This is a genomic window from Marinobacter sp. Hex_13 (assembly GCF_001566815.1).
GTDB classification, from domain to species: Bacteria; Pseudomonadota; Gammaproteobacteria; order Pseudomonadales; family Oleiphilaceae; genus Marinobacter; species Marinobacter salarius.
On the sequence record NZ_LSMM01000036.1, the window covers coordinates 38307 to 54123 of the forward strand.

At 58.1% G+C, this 15817-nt stretch carries 13 protein-coding genes and 1 pseudogene; 2 read left to right on the forward strand and 12 right to left on the reverse strand.

The features are described from left to right. Positions 1 to 2: 2 nt before the first annotated feature. The 4 genes from AXW11_RS09345 to mqo all read right to left on the reverse strand — a co-directional run bounded on the left by AXW11_RS09345 (position 3) and on the right by mqo (position 6647). A complete protein-coding gene (locus AXW11_RS09345; protein ID WP_075194484.1) occupies positions 3 to 1673 on the reverse strand; it encodes an acetolactate synthase large subunit in 1671 nt (556 codons plus the stop codon). A gap of 28 nt (positions 1674 to 1701) precedes the next feature. Continuing rightward, positions 1702 to 3726, reverse strand: coding sequence for a hypothetical protein (locus AXW11_RS09350; RefSeq protein ID WP_091642805.1), 2025 nt, complete (start codon positions 3724 to 3726; stop codon positions 1702 to 1704). A 53-nt stretch (positions 3727 to 3779) separates the two neighbouring features. Continuing rightward, positions 3780 to 5012, reverse strand: a complete 1233-nt coding sequence (locus tag AXW11_RS09355; RefSeq protein ID WP_091642803.1) for an ATP-grasp domain-containing protein — start codon at positions 5010 to 5012, stop codon at positions 3780 to 3782. Positions 5013 to 5165: 153 nt separating this feature from the next. Further along, positions 5166 to 6647: a malate dehydrogenase (quinone) gene (gene mqo / locus AXW11_RS09360; RefSeq protein ID WP_091642799.1), complete on the reverse strand. Its 1482-nt coding sequence runs from the start codon at positions 6645 to 6647 to the stop codon at positions 5166 to 5168. A gap of 330 nt (positions 6648 to 6977) precedes the next feature. On the opposite strand from mqo, the gene AXW11_RS09365 reads away from it, so the two are divergent. Then, on the forward strand, positions 6978 to 7949 hold the full coding sequence (locus AXW11_RS09365) for a calcium/sodium antiporter (protein ID WP_177190622.1): 972 nt from the start codon (positions 6978 to 6980) through the stop codon (positions 7947 to 7949). 9 nt (positions 7950 to 7958) lie between these two features. Here AXW11_RS09365 and msrB read toward each other — a convergent pair whose 3' ends face one another. The 3 genes from msrB to chrA all read right to left on the reverse strand — a co-directional run bounded on the left by msrB (position 7959) and on the right by chrA (position 10338). Then, on the reverse strand, positions 7959 to 8387 hold the full coding sequence (gene msrB, locus AXW11_RS09370; RefSeq protein ID WP_091642796.1) for a peptide-methionine (R)-S-oxide reductase MsrB: 429 nt from the start codon (positions 8385 to 8387) through the stop codon (positions 7959 to 7961). Between the two features lie 10 nt (positions 8388 to 8397). Continuing rightward, positions 8398 to 9045, reverse strand: a complete 648-nt coding sequence (gene msrA, locus AXW11_RS09375; protein ID WP_091642794.1) for a peptide-methionine (S)-S-oxide reductase MsrA — start codon at positions 9043 to 9045, stop codon at positions 8398 to 8400. Positions 9046 to 9144: 99 nt separating this feature from the next. Continuing rightward, positions 9145 to 10338, reverse strand: coding sequence for a chromate efflux transporter (gene chrA / locus AXW11_RS09380; RefSeq protein ID WP_091642791.1), 1194 nt, complete (start codon positions 10336 to 10338; stop codon positions 9145 to 9147). 158 nt (positions 10339 to 10496) lie between these two features. Between chrA and AXW11_RS09385 the strand changes: the two genes are divergently transcribed. Then, a complete protein-coding gene (locus AXW11_RS09385; protein ID WP_091642788.1) occupies positions 10497 to 11471 on the forward strand; it encodes a metallophosphoesterase in 975 nt (324 codons plus the stop codon). 9 nt (positions 11472 to 11480) lie between these two features. On the opposite strand, the gene AXW11_RS09390 is transcribed toward AXW11_RS09385, so the two are convergent. The 5 genes and pseudogenes from AXW11_RS09390 to AXW11_RS09410 form a co-directional block, all read right to left on the reverse strand. Continuing rightward, a complete protein-coding gene (locus tag AXW11_RS09390) occupies positions 11481 to 11963 on the reverse strand; it encodes a CDP-archaeol synthase (protein ID WP_091642786.1) in 483 nt (160 codons plus the stop codon). A 46-nt stretch (positions 11964 to 12009) separates the two neighbouring features. Further along, entirely contained in the window at positions 12010 to 13386 is a 1377-nt protein-coding gene (locus AXW11_RS09395) for a class II fumarate hydratase (RefSeq protein WP_091642783.1), read from the reverse strand. A 31-nt stretch (positions 13387 to 13417) separates the two neighbouring features. Further along, entirely contained in the window at positions 13418 to 13702 is a 285-nt protein-coding gene (locus tag AXW11_RS09400; protein ID WP_041335245.1) for a hypothetical protein, read from the reverse strand. 49 nt (positions 13703 to 13751) lie between these two features. Then, positions 13752 to 15503 carry a PAS domain-containing hybrid sensor histidine kinase/response regulator gene (locus AXW11_RS09405; protein ID WP_091642780.1) on the reverse strand — a complete coding sequence of 584 codons (1752 nt, stop codon included), beginning with the start codon at positions 15501 to 15503 and terminating at the stop codon, positions 13752 to 13754. Then, positions 15487 to 15817: pseudogene (locus AXW11_RS09410) on the reverse strand (alcohol dehydrogenase); the annotation flags it as partial. The pseudogene AXW11_RS09410 and the gene AXW11_RS09405, both read right to left, overlap by 17 nt.

Here is a 15817-nt window from a genome sequence, read left to right on the forward strand (position 1 = left end):
CCTTAGAGGTTACAGGTCAGATTTACCAATTCTTCATCAAACACACGGCGGTTTTCGCTGTAGTCCACGGGCACATCGATCAGGTGCACACCCCCCGAGGTCAGTGCGTTTTTCAGCGTCGGCCGCAGGTCTTCGGTACGGGTGATTCTATGGCCAGTGGCACCATAGGCATCGGCGTATTTGACGAAGTCCGGGTTGTTGTAATCCAGCCCGAAGTTCTGAAAGCCTTCCTGGGCCTGCTTCCATTTGATCATGCCGTAGGCATTGTCGTTGATGATCAGTATCACCAGATTCAGCTTCAGCCGCACAGCGGTTTCCAGCTCCTGGCTATTCATCATGAAGCCACCGTCGCCGCACACCGCCATCACCTTGAGGTGTGGATAGAGCATGGCCGCCATCATGGCACTGGGCAGGCCGGCGCCCATGGAAGCCAGGGCATTGTCGAGCAGCACAGTGTTGTTGTCGTAGGCCGGATAATTGCGGGCAAACCAGAGTTTGTACATGCCATTGTCCAGCGCGATGATGCCGTCGTCGGGCATGACCTGGCGTACGTCGTTGACGATTCGTTGGGGAATAACCGGGAAACGGCCATCGTCCGCCTTGTCGGCCATATGGCTGTCCACGGAAGCTTTCACTTCCATAAACCGGCTGAAGTCGTGCGAAGAGCACTGGCCGCATTTCTCGGCCAGGTACTCCACGCTGTTGGCAATGTCGCCCACCACCTCGTGCTGGGGGAAGTAAACCGGGTCTACGTCAGCAGCGCTGAAGTTCACATGGATAACCTGTTTGCCGCCGGGATGCATGAAAAACGGCGGTTTCTCAACCACATCGTGCCCGACGTTGATCACCAGGTCAGCGTGATCAATGGCGCAGTGCACAAAATCGCCGGCCGAGAGCGCCGCATTACCCAGGTAACGGGGGTGGCGCTCATCCACCACGCCCTTGCCCATCTGGGTGGTGAAGAAGGGAATGCCAGTCACGTTCACCAGGTGGATCAGGGCCTGGGAAACCCGTTTGCGATTAGCACCGGCGCCAATCATGATCAGCGGATACCTGGCTTTGCTGATCATGTCGCAGGCAGTGTCCAGGCTCTTGGTACTGGCAGTGGGCCGACGGGCATCACTGGGCTGGAAGATATGGGTATCGCTCTCTGCCACCTCGGAGGCGATGTCTTCCGGTAATTCGAGATGAACCGCACCGGGGCGCTCTTCCGAAGCCAACCGGAAGGCTTCCCTCACCTTGGCGGGGATGGTGTTGGCGTTGCTGATCTGGCGGGTGTACTTGGTAAGTGGCCGCATCAGGTCCACCACATCCAGGATCTGGAACAGCCCCTGTTTGGACGATTTAATGGGCTTCTGCCCGGAAATCATCATCATTGGCATGCCGCCGAGCTGGGCATAGGCAGCGGCGGTTACCAGGTTGGTGGCCCCAGGGCCCAGGGTCGACAGGCAAACGCCCACACGGCCTGTCAGGCGCCCGTAGGTCGCGGCCATAAAGCCGGCTGCCTGCTCGTGACGATTGAGCACCAGCTCAATGCTGGATTCGCGCAGGGCCTCAAGGAGATCCAGGTTTTCTTCACCCGGTACCGCGAAGATGTACCGAACACCTTCGTTTTCCAGGGCACGAACAAACAGCTCGGCGCCGTTGCGGCGGGTAGTGGCCTCAGCGGTCATCATCTCTCCCGTTCTGGCTTGGTTGGGTCTACTTTTCCTGCGGGGGTTCGGCCTGCAATGCCTCAGCCGGCAACCGGTCTCGGCCCCAACTGCGGTGAACGCGGCTGATCACCCGCTCCAATTCCTCCTCGCCCACGTCTGCGGGTTCACCCCGTTCGAGGGGGTCGAAGTGAAAAATGTACAGCCGCGAGGCGAACTGTTCAAAGGGCAAGGATGCCTCACCGAACCGCTCCCCTTTCCTGGAGGTACTGACCACCACATCGTCACCCCAATTCTGACCACTGTCGTTGTTGGGATTGAAGAAATACACCCGCATGACCTCTTCCGGGTCCAGAGTCACACGGAGGATGGTAATCGCGTGCCAGCCGATGAATCTTGCGGCACTGTCGGTAACCGCTACGCCAGCCGGTTGCGGATGGATCAGCGGCTGGTTGCCATTATAGTAAGGGTGGTAGCTGGCATAGAAATGTCGCAGGAAGGTGTCCAGGTCTTCCAGGTGCCCGGTTGCAACATCCACGTTAATGCGGAATCCACGGCCGGCGGACCAACCATGGAACTCGGGGTTAACCCACTGGTGGGGGTCGCCCTGGCGGTCCGTACACAGGCGGCCCATTTCCGCATAAATCCGGTCAAGGTGCGGTACTACCACCAGCGAAACCGGATCCAAATCGAGCGTTACTTCGGAGGCCACGCCACCCTGGCTGCCGGAGGAAGATACCGGGCAACCCTCGAAGTGCATGATGATTTCGTTGTCGCGGGCGGCCCAGGCCACCATCTGCAGCAGATAGTCCGGATCGTTGTACGCCCACATGGACAGCGCCCGTGCCGATTGGCAGGTAGGGTTGTTTCCCTGCCCCACGCCAAGGGGCTGGCCCAGCATGTTAAGCACCCCCTGCAACAGCCATGCCTTCGGCTGTGGCTGGTAACCATATGCCAATCGGATACGCTCCCGGGCCTGCGGGCAGATGGAGAGCCTGGCCTGGCGCCACAGCGCGGGTGCAAGTGGCGGTTGATAGAGAATGCCTCGCTCCAGCATCAACGCAAGGCCATAAAGACCTTGGGCTGTTTCCGGATAGACGCCTTCATTGATCAACTCATGCACCAGATCCTTGTAGCAAAGCAGACAATCGCGGCCGGTACTGGACAGGCCCAGGGCTTCCGTCAATAGCGCATCCTGACTCTCCAGGATGTGGCGGACAAACGTGGCGTGATAGGGAGATACCAACCCGGTGTCGTGCATGGAACGGGCAAAACCGGTCGCCTCACTTTGCAGGGCCACGGCGTCCATGGACTGCAGCCGTTCCTGGTAAACAGGAATGCCAGGATCTTCGCGGCACGCCTGTGTTGGCCCGTAAAGGCTTGAAATCAGACGCTCCGCACCCTGCCCCGCACCACCGAGATCCACATTGGGATCAATGCGGCACAGTGCAATCTGGGTAATCATCTGCCGTACGCTGCTGACCTGAATAGGCCGTTGCTGCAATATGCGCCAGATCTCTTCAATCAGTTGATCGATGACATGCTCATAGCCGATCTGGGTGGCAACATGCTGTACCACCGCACGGCTGACCAGTGCCAGCTTGCCCTGCTCCCGCTCGGCCTCGCCTGCTTCACCAAACAGCATGTTCAGGTTGATGGCCAATACCTGGGTCAGGTAGTGATGTGCCTGTTCCGCCGACATCGACTCATGCAGGTACTCACCGCGCGCGACCGCCAGCAAGCGCAATTCGCTGAGCGCTTCGATGATGACCGTGTCGGCCTGTGGGCTTTGCAGGGAAAAGGTGGTCAACGATGGCAATAGAATGGAGGGGTCTGCCCAGTCTGTTCCCAGGAACACGCCGGCTTTCTCAAGCCGTTCGGCTCGCTGTTCAATTGCAAGGCAGCCCTCCGGCTGCAGAAGCACCCGTCGCACGATGTCGAACAACCGGGGTAACTTGCCAAGCTTGGCAAAATCGCGGCTCTCATCGAGAGCCGCGATGGCATCGTCCAGTCGCTGAACCAGCTTATCGAAATTGACGACAGGTGCCGGGTTTCCAGCGTCGGAGTTGCTCAAACTGTGTTCCTCAGAGTCTGAATCAGACCCATTGTTGTTAATTCCTTACGGAATTATACATAGAAATCCAGTTCTTCCTGATGTTTCAGTAAATCCCGCATTACATAAGGGTCTTCACCGAAGAAGTAAACCAGGCCCCAATGCGTGCCAAAGGCAGTACGCTTGGTAACCGTTTCTTCCAGCGGCGGCGTGAGCTCGTGGGACTCGAAGTAATCGTGGTTCTCGGTCTCTTCCGGCATTTCCAATTGGCTGACCACCCGGCGGCGCGGATAAACGCCGAAACAGCCGGCATAACCCTTGGCATCCACCACCTCTTTCGGGAAGAAGGCTTTTACCTCTTCTGCCGTGGTTTTCGGGTCAAAGGTCATGATCAGTGCCTGATAGGCGTTAAAGCCGTAGGCACGCTCAAGCAGCTCGAACACCTTGAAGCCCGGCGGCCGATACGCCACCTCGCCGAAGTACATGGTACTGTCGCTGGTCACGAAGTACTCTGGGTGAATAAACCCGAACTCGATATCGAACGTTTTGATCAGCTTTTCGATCTCGCGGGTAATCTGTTCCCGGTATTTCTCCAGGTCCGGCGTGGCCGGCACAAACACCGAGTAACCCAGGGTCACATACTCCGAGATGTTCAGGAATGCGATCTTGCCGTTGTGAATCCAGGCCTCGACGGCAAATTCCCAACCGTCCAGATGGGATTCCATCAGCACCGGGAATTCTTCCTCGGGAATGGTGTCTACTTCATCCGGGGTACGAATCACCCGGTGGCCCAGACAACCGGCTTTGTCGAATGCTTTGAGGTGAATCGGATCGTTCGGGTCACCGTCCAGCTTCAAGAGGGTCTGGTTGACGCGCTTGAGGAAACGGATAACGTCGTCCTTGTCATGGGCTTCCTCGAAAATCCCAACGCGAATGCCGCCCAGCTGCGCGCGGCGCTTCATCAGGGCCTTGTCCCGTAACAACATGGACTGGCCGAACAGCTTTGGCTGATCCATCAGAACCGAGTTGATAGCGCCGGCCCATTCCACGGTTTCCTCAAACAATGGGATAGCCACATCAACGCCCATTTCTTTGAGTGTCTGAGCAATCTCAACCGACCGGTCGTTCAGGCGCTCGAAGTTCCAAGGTACATAGGGAATATCATGTTCCTTGCAGTAAGCCTCCGCCCAATCCGGCGCAACCACCACATATCGTCGATCAAATTTATCGGCAGCTTCCACCGCGTTCAGGCTCCATCCCAGGAGTGCGATATAGCCTTTATTCGGATCGAATTCTTGCTCGCTCATGTTCGTTCTCCTTGGTGGTGTTTCCTTATAACCTAACGTTTCAGGCGCAAATCGCAACCGGGGCCGGCGCCCAGAAAACAAAAAGCGCCGGCAGCCCCAGCTTTTAAGCCAGGACTACCAGCGCTTCCGAAAGCGTTAGATCGTTTGGGAATATCAGCTCAATTTCAGGGTTGAGAGCGTTCGTTCCCGCACTTTTTTGAGTAATTGCTCATCGTCTACCAGCGACTGGCCGTAGGAAGGCACCATCACTTTCATGCGTTCCTGCCACTCCGAAGATTCCATACGCTCCGGGAAACAGCGTTGGATCACATCGATCATGGCCTGCACAGCCGTCGAAGCCCCCGGCGATGCACCCAGCAAAGCGGCCAGGGTGCCGTCCTTCGCCGCCACAATTTCGGTACCGAATTCCAGCTTACCGCCACCTTCCGGCGACTTCTTGATGATCTGCACGCGCTGGCCGGCGTCCTGCAGGCGCCAGTCCTCTTCGCGGGCATCCGGGAAGTAATTGCGCAGGGAAGCCACACGGTCGCTGTGTGACTGGAACACTTCACCAATCAGGTAGCGGGTCAGGTCCATGTTGGTGCGGCTCACCGACAACATGGGACGAAGATTCGCTGAGCGGACCGAGCCGAACAGATCGAATACCGACCCCTGCTTGAGGAAGCGTGTGGTAAAGCCAGCAAACGGGCCGAATAGAAGCGCGGGTTCCCCGTTGATAATACGGGTATCCAGATGCGGTACCGACATCGGCGGTGCGCCGATCGGTGCCTTACCGTACACCTTGGAGTAATGTTGCTGGACGATTTCCGGCTTCTGGCAAACCAGCCACTGACCGCTGACCGGGAAACCACCGTAGCCTTTGGATTCGTCGATGTTGGACTTCTGCAACATCGGCAAGGCGCCGCCACCGGCGCCCAGGAAGACAAACCCAGCCTCAAGCTTCGTCAGCTCGCCGGTTTTCTGGTTCTTCACCCGTACCTTCCAGCGGCCATTGTCGCGCTTGGCCAGGTAATGCACGGGGCTGCTTAACATCAGCTCAAAGTTCGGCGTGGTTTCCAGGAACTCCACCATGCTGCGAGTGAGAGAGCCAAAGTCCACGTCTGAACCGTGTTTGATACGCGTGGCGGCCACTTTCTGCATCGGGTCGCGGTTGTTCACCACCAGCGGCATCCACTCTTCCAGATCCCGCGGGGATTTGGTGTACTCCATTTCCCGGAACAAATGGTGGGCGCTGAGCTTTTCGTGGCGACGCTTGAGGAACTTCACACCATCCTCGCCCCATACAAAGCTCTGGTGAGGAGTTCGGTTGATGAAGCTTTTGGGTTCCGGCAGCATCCCCTGCTCAACCAGATGAGACCAGAACTGCAACGATACTTCGAACGAGGCATTGATCTTCAACGCCCGCTCGATAGCAACATCGCCATCGTCGGTTTCGGGGGTGTAATTGAGTTCGCAGTAGCCGGCATGCCCGGTCCCTGCATTGTTCCATCCATCGGTGCTTTCATGGGCGACGTGATCAAGACGTTCAACCATGACGATGTCCAGGGAAGGATCAAGCTGCCTGAGCATCATGCCGAGGGTGGCGCTCATGACGCCCCCGCCGACCAGCACCACATCTGCCTGTCTAACGGCCATTGGTTATCACCCTAGCTAGTTTAAAGCCTGTTGCCCGCCCACGATCAGCAGAGGGGCTTGGAAATTGTGGCGCGATTATCCCGTTTTTTGATCGGATAATAAATTGCGATTATCAACTGACTCGTGGTCGGGCCCGCCTGGGGCTGGTTGCGCCAACATATCTGACAAGGGCCAACGTCCTGATTTATTTACCAACGGTGGCCGTGTGTAGGTCAAACGTTTAAAATGCGCTCGCCGGGCGCTCTTTGTTACATTCTCGCGTCTGTGCTCAACGATATCACCGCCACTTTAGTCTCATACCGTGCGGCTTACACCAACAGGGCATCCTTTATGCTATTGGCAATCGCAGCAATCATCGCTGGCCTGGTTTTACTGGTCTGGAGCGCAGACCGCTTCATTGAAGGCGCGGCAGCCACCGCCAAACACCTCGGTATGCCGTCGCTGCTGATTGGTATGGTGATTATCGGATTCGGCACTTCTGCGCCTGAGCTGGCAGTGTCAGCCATGGCCGCACTCGATGGCAATCCCGGGTTGGCCCTGGGCAACGCCTACGGTTCGAACATCACCAACATCGCCGTGATCGTTGGTGTGACTGCGGTGATTGCACCGATTGCCGTGCACTCCCAGGTGATACGCAAGGAACTCCCGCTACTACTGGTACTGACGGCCATCGCCGGTTACCAGTTGATTGACGGCAACCTGACTCGGCTCGATGGTTGGGTACTGCTTGGTGTGTTCGCAGCCGTCATGGGCTGGTCCATCTATCAAGGCATCCAGGGCAAGGGGGACTCACTGATCGGCGAGACCGACTCCGAACTGGTTGCCCACCCGATGCCGCTGAAAATAGCCGTGATGTGGCTGGTTGTAGGCTTGGTGCTTTTGCTGGTGAGCTCGCGCATGCTGGTCTGGGGCGCGGTGTTTATTGCCCAGAGCCTGGGCGTCAGTGACCTGATCATCGGGCTGACGATCGTTGCCATCGGCACCTCTCTGCCGGAACTGGCTTCTGCGTTGGCGGCCGTCAAGAAAAACGAACACGACCTGATACTCGGCAACATCGTGGGGTCTGGTATTTTCAACACTCTGGCCGTGGTTGGCCTGGCTGCGACCATTGAGCCCCTGGCCGTGGATATGGAAGTGCTTTACCGCGACTGGACCCTGATGACAGCCCTCACCATCGGGCTTCTGCTGATGAGCTTTGGGCTGACGGGTAAGTCCCGGACCATCGGGCGACCGGACGGCGTGCTGCTGTTGCTGGTGTACGTTTGCTACACCAGCTATCTGGTGTCGACAGTCATCCGCTAACCAGGCCGGTCAGGCCTGGTTCTCCCTGAACACCATCGCCACTGAATTCAGGCAGTAACGCTGGCCGGTTGGCGGCGGGCCATCCGGAAACACGTGCCCAAGGTGGCTGTCACAGCGCGGGCAGCGGATCTCCGTGCGAGCCATGCCCATGCTGTTGTCTTCAATGTAACGGATGTGGTCGGTGTCAAAGGGCTGAAAAAAGCTCGGCCAACCGGTACCGGAATCGAACTTGGAATCGGAACTGAACAGCGGCAACTCGCACAACCGGCAGTAATAGACACCTGCGTTCTTGTTGTCCAGCAAGGTGCCGCAAAATGGCCGCTCGGTGCCATGATCCAGCAATACACGGCGCTCCTCGTCCGTCAGGCCCGCGGCCTTTTCATCCACTTGTTGTGGCGTTAGCGGGGTCAGGTCATAACCTGCAGCAGAAACGCTCATAGCAGCCTCCTCAGGCGATGTTGTTGTCGGTGTAACCAGGTTTGAGCTGGTCACCAAACGTGTCCACAAGCTTTTCGATCTTTGGTGCCGCAACAGCCATGATGTAGGGCTGGTATGGATTCCGTGCGGCAAAATTCTGGTGATAGTCTTCCGCCGGATAAAAAGCCTCCAACGGCTCCAGTGTTGTCACCAGAGGGTTATCATAAACACCCGCCGAGTTCAGTTGGCGAATATAGGCTTCCGCCACCTGTTTCTGTTCGTCATTCTCGTAAAAAACGGCGGAACGGTACTGGGTACCACGGTCGTTTCCCTGCCGGTTAAGCTGGGTTGGGTCGTGGGCCACCGAGAAAAACACCTTCAGGATTTCCCCGAAGCTGACGGTCTGCGGGTCGTAATGAACATCGACCACCTCGGCGTGACCGGTCTGGCCGCCACACACCGCCTCATAGTTGGCGGTTTCCGCCGTGCCCCCGGCATAGCCGGATTCCACCCGGCTGACACCGTTCACCGCCAGAAAAACGGCTTCCACACACCAGAAACAGCCACCCCCAAGCACAACCCTTTGCTCGCGGTTATCGCCGGTTGGCAAATCGCTTTCAGGCTCCGGAAAGCGGCTTTTCGGTACGTTCAAGCCCGGAATCGTGCAGGATGTGGACATAATCAGCCTCTGCTTCTGGATTATTGCCGTTCATTTAGTTTCCCAATGCCCAAGTGTGGCCTCCCTGACTGGTTTTAGCTACCCCCACTTTGGGGGGCATCAGAAAACCAGCAAGCCCACCAGCGCACTGCCGGGTGCCAGTATCCAGACCGGTACTTTCCATATCGACAGGGAAACCCAGGCCAGCAGAACAAACGCAACGCTCCCTGCATTGTGTACGGCAGAAGTCCACACCGGATCATACAGCGCCGCCAGCAGAAGCCCGACAACGCCGGCATTCACCCCGGCCAGAGCCGCCCGTGCAACCGAATGGCTGCGAATATATGACCACAGGGGTAGACCGGCAAATACCAGCAGGGTTCCCGGCAGGAAAACAGCGACCACAGCCACGGCAGCACCTGTCCAGCCGCCCTCAATGGCTCCCAGAAACGCTGAGAAAGTAAACAGCGGGCCTGGCATGGCCTGGGCCATACCATAACCGGCCAGAAACGTATCCGCCGACAGGTGCCCTGGCACCACAAAGCTCCCCTGAAGCCAGGGCAGCACCACATGCCCACCTCCGAACACCAACGCCCCCGCGCGATAGAGTTCAGACCCGATCCAGCCCAGGGAACCTTCGGCCAACGGTAAAAAAGCCAACAGCAGTAACGCGGAAAATACCACCAGAAATACCATCGGGCGACGGGGCTGAACCGGTATGGTTAATGCCTCCTCCACGCGCTTTTGCGGCAGGTGCATCGCAGCACCGGCCGCGCCGGCTGCAAGCAGGACAAGTATCTGCATCCAGGCTGCGCCCGCCATCAGCAGAACAACCGCGACCACCACGGCAATCGACAGGCGCGGAGCATCCGGGCACAGGGTTTTGCCCATCTGCCAGACCGCCTGGGCAACCACGGCGACCACAAATAGCTTAAGGCCGGTTATCCAGCCACCCTGCCCGGCATCCGGCCAGAGGCCAAGGCCGAGTGCAAACAGCGTCATCAACAATGCCGACGGCAGGGTAAAGCCAAGCCAGGCCGCTGCTGCGCCTCGATAGCCGCGCTGAAGGAACCCCAGGGTCAATCCCACCTGGCTGGAAGCAGGGCCGGGTAACAGCTGGCACAGTGCCACCACCTCGCCATAGGCTGCGTCCGACAACCAACGCCTGCGCTTTACGAATTCGTCATGGAAGAATCCCAGATGGGCCGCCGGACCACCGAAAGACGTCAGGCCCAGACGCAGAAATAACAGAAAAATGTGCCAGGCTGGCAGGGCCCCGGCATACGTCTCCCTGGTGAAGCTATCCTTGGTCATGGAACACTCTGATCGTGACAACGTGTGTTAAGAACGTGTGTTAAGAAAGATGAACATTATGACGCTTCGGTTGCATCACTCCCAGTCCCGACCATAATGAAGGGACGGGTTGACCGGATCGTGACAGGTAACGTTTCCAACAACCAACAGGACCAGCAATGACCGCCCGGGCCCATACACCAGACAATCATGATGACCTCCTGGAGTATCGCCTGAGCCTCCGCCTTGGCCCGGTACACGCACGCCAGCGCCTGGGCATCGAGCGGGAAGCGGAAGCCCGTGTGTTCGGCCCGGACCGCCATTCGTTCCACCTGGAAAACATCACCTCCGCCCCACGCTTCATCAGTGCTTGCCTGAAACTGGCCGGCTTGTTCCGGCGGGGACAGCACAACAGCCGCCGGCTGGACACGGCCCACAACCAGTTCCACATCCCGGACCTGCCACAGGCCTTCGAAGGCTACCGCATACTGCACCTTACCGACCTCCACGTGGATATGGATGAAGCCAACCTGCAGGCCGTCATCCGTCAAATCGAGCCCCTCGAGTACGATGTGTGTGTGCTCACCGGGGACTACCGGCGCCTCACCTGGGGCCCGATTGATGGTGCCATGGATGGCATGGCCAGGCTGCGGGACGCTATTCGCGGCAAAGCCTACGCTGTACTGGGCAATCACGACAGCGTGCGGATGGTTCCTGGACTTGAGGACATGGACTATCACCTGCTGATGAATGAACATGCCGTACTGCAGCGTGGCGAGGACAAACTCTATCTGGCGGGTGTGGACGATGCTCATTTTTACAAGGTACACAACCTACACCGGGCAGGAGACGAGATTCCCCCGGGTGGCATCAGCGTACTACTGAGCCACACGCCGGAGATCTGGCGCGAGGCTGCCCATGCGGGCTACGACATCTTCCTGTGCGGCCATACTCACGGTGGCCAGATCTGCCTGCCCGGTGGCATCCCCGTGACCCTGGATTCCGATTGTCCCAGAGAACTCGGCCGCGGCTACTGGCGCCGCAACGGCATGCAGGGCTATACCTCACCAGGCGCAGGCACATCGGTGGTCAACGTACGGCTGAATTGCCCACCAGAGGTCACGATACACACCCTGACACGAGGCCCCGGCTAAAGCCCGGGCTCAGTGCGGCTGATGGCGTATACCCAGGCGGTACAGTATGGGCGACAGCAGGATATTCGACACGGTAAACAGCACCACGACAACCGCCACAATCAACCAGCCCAGGTCCAGCCAAAGCCATGCCAGAAGCATCGGCAGCAAGGCTTCGGGAATCTGGTCGAGCCCTAAGGCCCGGGCACTGGAGGCGAGCCCGGCACGGCGCTTGATGAAACTGCTGATGATATCGCCAGTCAACCCCAGTAACCCGAACGCCAGGCCGAATACGACGCCTATCCCGGTGATCCACGCAAACAGGCAACACGCCAGCGCACCGGATACGACACCGCGCCAGGTTTTGCTGCGCCCCAACACCGGCCGCCCATCCCGCCATAGCCTGCCACCATCAACAGGGGCTGACCAGCGCCGACCAAACAGTCGGGCGGCCAGAACCGGTACGCCATTTGCCAGCACCAGCATTACCAAGAGCTCGATAGAAATCAGCAATCGGCTCAGTCTCCGTCAGGGCCGCCCTTTTGGCGGTTACTTACTATCAGGCAAGCCCGCCCTTGGTCAGCTTCAGCGGGTCCATCAGTTCCTCCAGCCGGTTGCGATCCAGGCCACTGCGCTCTTCCGCAACGTCAATCACCGGCCGCCCGGTCTGGTAGGCTTCCTTGGCAATATCAGACGCCAGGCTATAACCAATTTCAGGGTTGAGCGCGGTAACCAGTACCGGGTTCTTGCCGACTGCGGCGTCCAGATGATCGGTATTCACCGTGAAATCCCGAATCGCCTTATCTCCGAGCATGGTTGAGGCGTTGGTCAGCAGTTCGATCATGTCCAATAGATTGGCACCAACCAGCGGTAACATCACATTCAACTGGAAGTTACCCGACTGCCCTGCCATGGCAACGGTGCTGTCCAGCCCCATGACCTGGGCCCCGACCATGGCCACCGACTCGGGAATCACCGGGTTGACCTTACCTGGCATGATGCTGCTGCCAGGCTGCAACGCCGGCAGGCTGATTTCCGCCAGACCGTGAATCGGCCCACTGTTCATCCAGCGCAGGTCGTTGGCGATCTTGGTCAGTACGATGGCCAGCCCCCGCAACTGGGACGACAGAGCTACGGGCGCATCGATAGCACTCTGCCCCACGAATTTATGCTCCAGGGAGCGGAAGTGGTAACCCGTATTGGAGGTGAGGAACTTAACGAACTGCCCAGGAAACTCTTCCAGCGCATTCACCCCGGTTCCCACGGCCGTGCCACCCTGGGGCACCGCCAGAAGATCATCGGCGGCCGCCTCAAGCCGTCTTTCCGCGGCGAGTAATTGCTCCCGCCAGGTTCTCAGCTCCTGGCCCAGGGTGACCGGCATGGCGTCCATCAGGTGAGTACGACCGGTCTTGACCTGATTCGCGAACAACGCCTCACGCTCATAGATCACCCCACACAGGTGGGTCAACGCAGGAATCAGGCGCTCGTATATACCCGCCACGGCACTGACATGGATGGCGGTCGGGATCACATCGTTGGAGCTCTGGCTCATGTTGACGTGGTCGTTGGGGTGAATCTCAACATCCTCCCGCGCCGCCAGGGCGGCGATGACCTCGTTCACATTCATGTTAGTGCTCGTGCCAGACCCGGTCTGATAACGATCAATGGGGAACTGGTCAGCGAATTCACCGTTTACCAGGCGGTCACCGGCCGCAACAATCGCGTCCCGCAGATCGTTATCCAGTAAACCGAGGCTGGCGTTGGCATCGGCGGCGGCCTGCTTCACTCTTACCACTGCCGCAATGAACGCCGGTGGCATTGGCTGGCCGCTTACCGGAAAATTTTCGATAGCCCTCTGGGTCTGTGCGCCCCAAAGAGCGTCTTCAGGAACGCGTACTTCGCCCAGGCTGTCTTTTTCAGTCCTGAAATTCGTCATGACATCCTCCTCTGTTCACAGGCATTGGGGCTCACCCGTTTGGCGGTGACTTCAGTCTGACATGGTCGCAAATGCCGGTAACCTGATCAAAATTCAGGATCAGGGTATGAACCGTGTTGGTGTAGGTGTCGTGAAGGTGAAACTTGAAGCGGCGCTGCTTCTCCCCTTGCAGAAAACCATCATACTCCCGCACCAGTTCCCTTACGTCACCGCCTTCGTCCTTCGACCAAGTGGCGTTGAAGGGGCCCAGGACGGCACCGCCAGACAGGCATACAGTTACTTCGTGGTTCGTGAGGGCGTTCTCGGGAACGGACATGTCACACTCTCCTGACAAAACAATGATTGACAGAATAAAGTGTAGACCGTCATTGCGACTCTGAGTTCAGGGATGCGGCAAGACTGGAGACAAGAGCCCGAAGACGGTTAGGCTTTACTGGCTTGTTCAGAATGGACAGATACTGTGTACTGATTAGCCTTCGCGTTTCATCGCTGCGGTCCGCAGTAATGATGGCCGCCGGGATGTCACGACCGAAGTGTCTGCGTACGGCATACACCGCCTGACAGCCGGTCAGGTTCTCATCCAAGTGAAAGTCCGCGAGGATGATGTCTGCGCCGCCGCAATGCGCCACAGCCTCAACCGCACTACCCGCCGTGGTGACCACGCAACCCCAACGCTCTAGCAGGGCCTGCATGCTTTCCTGTACCGGCTCTTCATTGTCGATCACCAGAACACGAAGCCCATCGAAGGACACAGGTGCAATTGGTGGCGGCTCCGCATTTTGACTACTGGCAGTCGCCTCAGTGAACCGGGCCAGAGGAACAAGAATACTGAAACAGGAGCCTTTGCCGTGATGTGAACCCACGTGGATTTCGCAGGCCAGTATCCTTGCCATGCGTTCGACAATTGCCAGCCCCAGGCCCACACCCTGGCGACCGCCACCCTTGGGCAGTATCTGGTGAAATTCCCGGAATATGTCATTGAGCTTTTCCTGCTCAATGCCCACACCGGTGTCCCACACCCCAATTTCCAGATTGGGACCACGCTTGCGGGCCGCAAACAGCACCCCGCCTTCACGGGTATAGCGAAACGCGTTGCTCAACAGGTTGCGGAGTATCCGGGTTAGCATTCGCGGGTCAGTGCTTACGTAGCCTGTCCCCAAGCGCACCCGAAAGTGCAGCTCTGCGTTCTCAGCCACCGGTTCAAATTCCTGCGCCAGCCCTCTCATCAGTTCGCCAATATCAGTATTGACGATATCTGGCCGCATGGCTTTCTGATCCAGCTTGGAGATATCCAGGAGATCCGCCAACAGGTCCTCAGCGCTCTCCAGGGACCTCCACACACGCTGGACAAGTCGGTTTTCATCCGCTGGCAGATCACTGTCTATCAGGGCGGACACCAGTAACCTGGCCGCATTCAGGGGTTGCAGCAAATCATGACTGGCCGCCGCAAGGTATTTGTCCTTACTCTCATTGGCTTCCTTGGCCGCCTCTACAGCCACAACCAGCTCCCGCTCCACTCTTTCACGCTGCTCGATCTGGTATCTCAGCACGACGTTGGCGTTCTGCAGCTCTTCAGTGCGCTCCTCCACACGGCGTTCCAGATCCGCATTAAGCTGGCGAAGTTTTTCCCGCGCTTGGTGTCGCTCGGTGATGTCCGCCACAAAAGCTTCAACCACTTCGGGGCCCAAATCGGGACGCCGCAACAGGGTTATAGCAACTTGCACCGGCGTATTATCCGCCCGTCTGAGCCGGGTTTCCCTTGCACTGAGACTGCCGTTATCCAGTAACTCCTGGCGGATGGCGTCAAACTCACCAGAACTGCAAAACAGCTGCTCACGAAGGCGGATAACCCCCGTGATCAGGGCTTCAGAGCTTTCATAGCCGCAGATCCGGGCCATGGCCGGGTTGGCGGCCACAAAGCCGCCCCGGAGGTTAGCCTGAAAGATGCCATGAAGGGCATTCTCGAACAGCCACTTGTAGCGATTACGCTCCTTCTCCAGTTCGTCGATCCGCTCCTGCAGCGCCGGGTAGTAGTTCTTTCTTACCGACTGGCTGCCAAGGCCAAGCAGGTCACCGATGTCGTAGTCAGCGTTGTTGGAGTCAGAGGGCTTCTTCATAAACCACTTCGACGTCACGGCGGGAAGACTTGCGAGGATTGGTCAGGATGCATGGATCCTGCAATGCAAAGCCGGATAGGTAGGGTATGTCAGACGTGGTCACGCCCAGCTTGCCAAGCTTGGCCTCCAACCCTACAGCTTGTTTCAACGTGATAATTCGCGCCATCAGGCGCTGTTTGATGACCGGTTTTGACATACCGCGGGTGTCGATATCCATGGCCTCCGCCACGCGCCGGAACCGGTCCTCTGCCGAGGTGTAGTTGTACGCTACAACGTGTTCCAGCAGCAGGGCGTTGCAAAGGCCATGGGGCAAA

Coding starts and splice junctions, on each gene's coding strand:
- AXW11_RS09345 (WP_075194484.1), bottom strand. CDS start 1,673: ATGACCGCTGAGGCCACTACCCGCCGCAACGGCGCCGAGCTGTTTGTT.
- AXW11_RS09355 (WP_091642803.1), bottom strand. CDS start 5,012: ATGAGCGAGCAAGAATTCGATCCGAATAAAGGCTATATCGCACTCCTG.
- mqo (WP_091642799.1), bottom strand. CDS start 6,647: ATGGCCGTTAGACAGGCAGATGTGGTGCTGGTCGGCGGGGGCGTCATG.
- AXW11_RS09365 (WP_177190622.1), top strand. CDS start 6,978: ATGCTATTGGCAATCGCAGCAATCATCGCTGGCCTGGTTTTACTGGTC.
- msrB (WP_091642796.1), bottom strand. CDS start 8,387: ATGAGCGTTTCTGCTGCAGGTTATGACCTGACCCCGCTAACGCCACAA.
- msrA (WP_091642794.1), bottom strand. CDS start 9,045: ATGTCCACATCCTGCACGATTCCGGGCTTGAACGTACCGAAAAGCCGC.
- chrA (WP_091642791.1), bottom strand. CDS start 10,338: ATGACCAAGGATAGCTTCACCAGGGAGACGTATGCCGGGGCCCTGCCA.
- AXW11_RS09385 (WP_091642788.1), top strand. CDS start 10,497: ATGACCGCCCGGGCCCATACACCAGACAATCATGATGACCTCCTGGAG.
- AXW11_RS09395 (WP_091642783.1), bottom strand. CDS start 13,386: ATGACGAATTTCAGGACTGAAAAAGACAGCCTGGGCGAAGTACGCGTT.
- AXW11_RS09400 (WP_041335245.1), bottom strand. CDS start 13,702: ATGTCCGTTCCCGAGAACGCCCTCACGAACCACGAAGTAACTGTATGC.
- AXW11_RS09405 (WP_091642780.1), bottom strand. CDS start 15,503: ATGAAGAAGCCCTCTGACTCCAACAACGCTGACTACGACATCGGTGAC.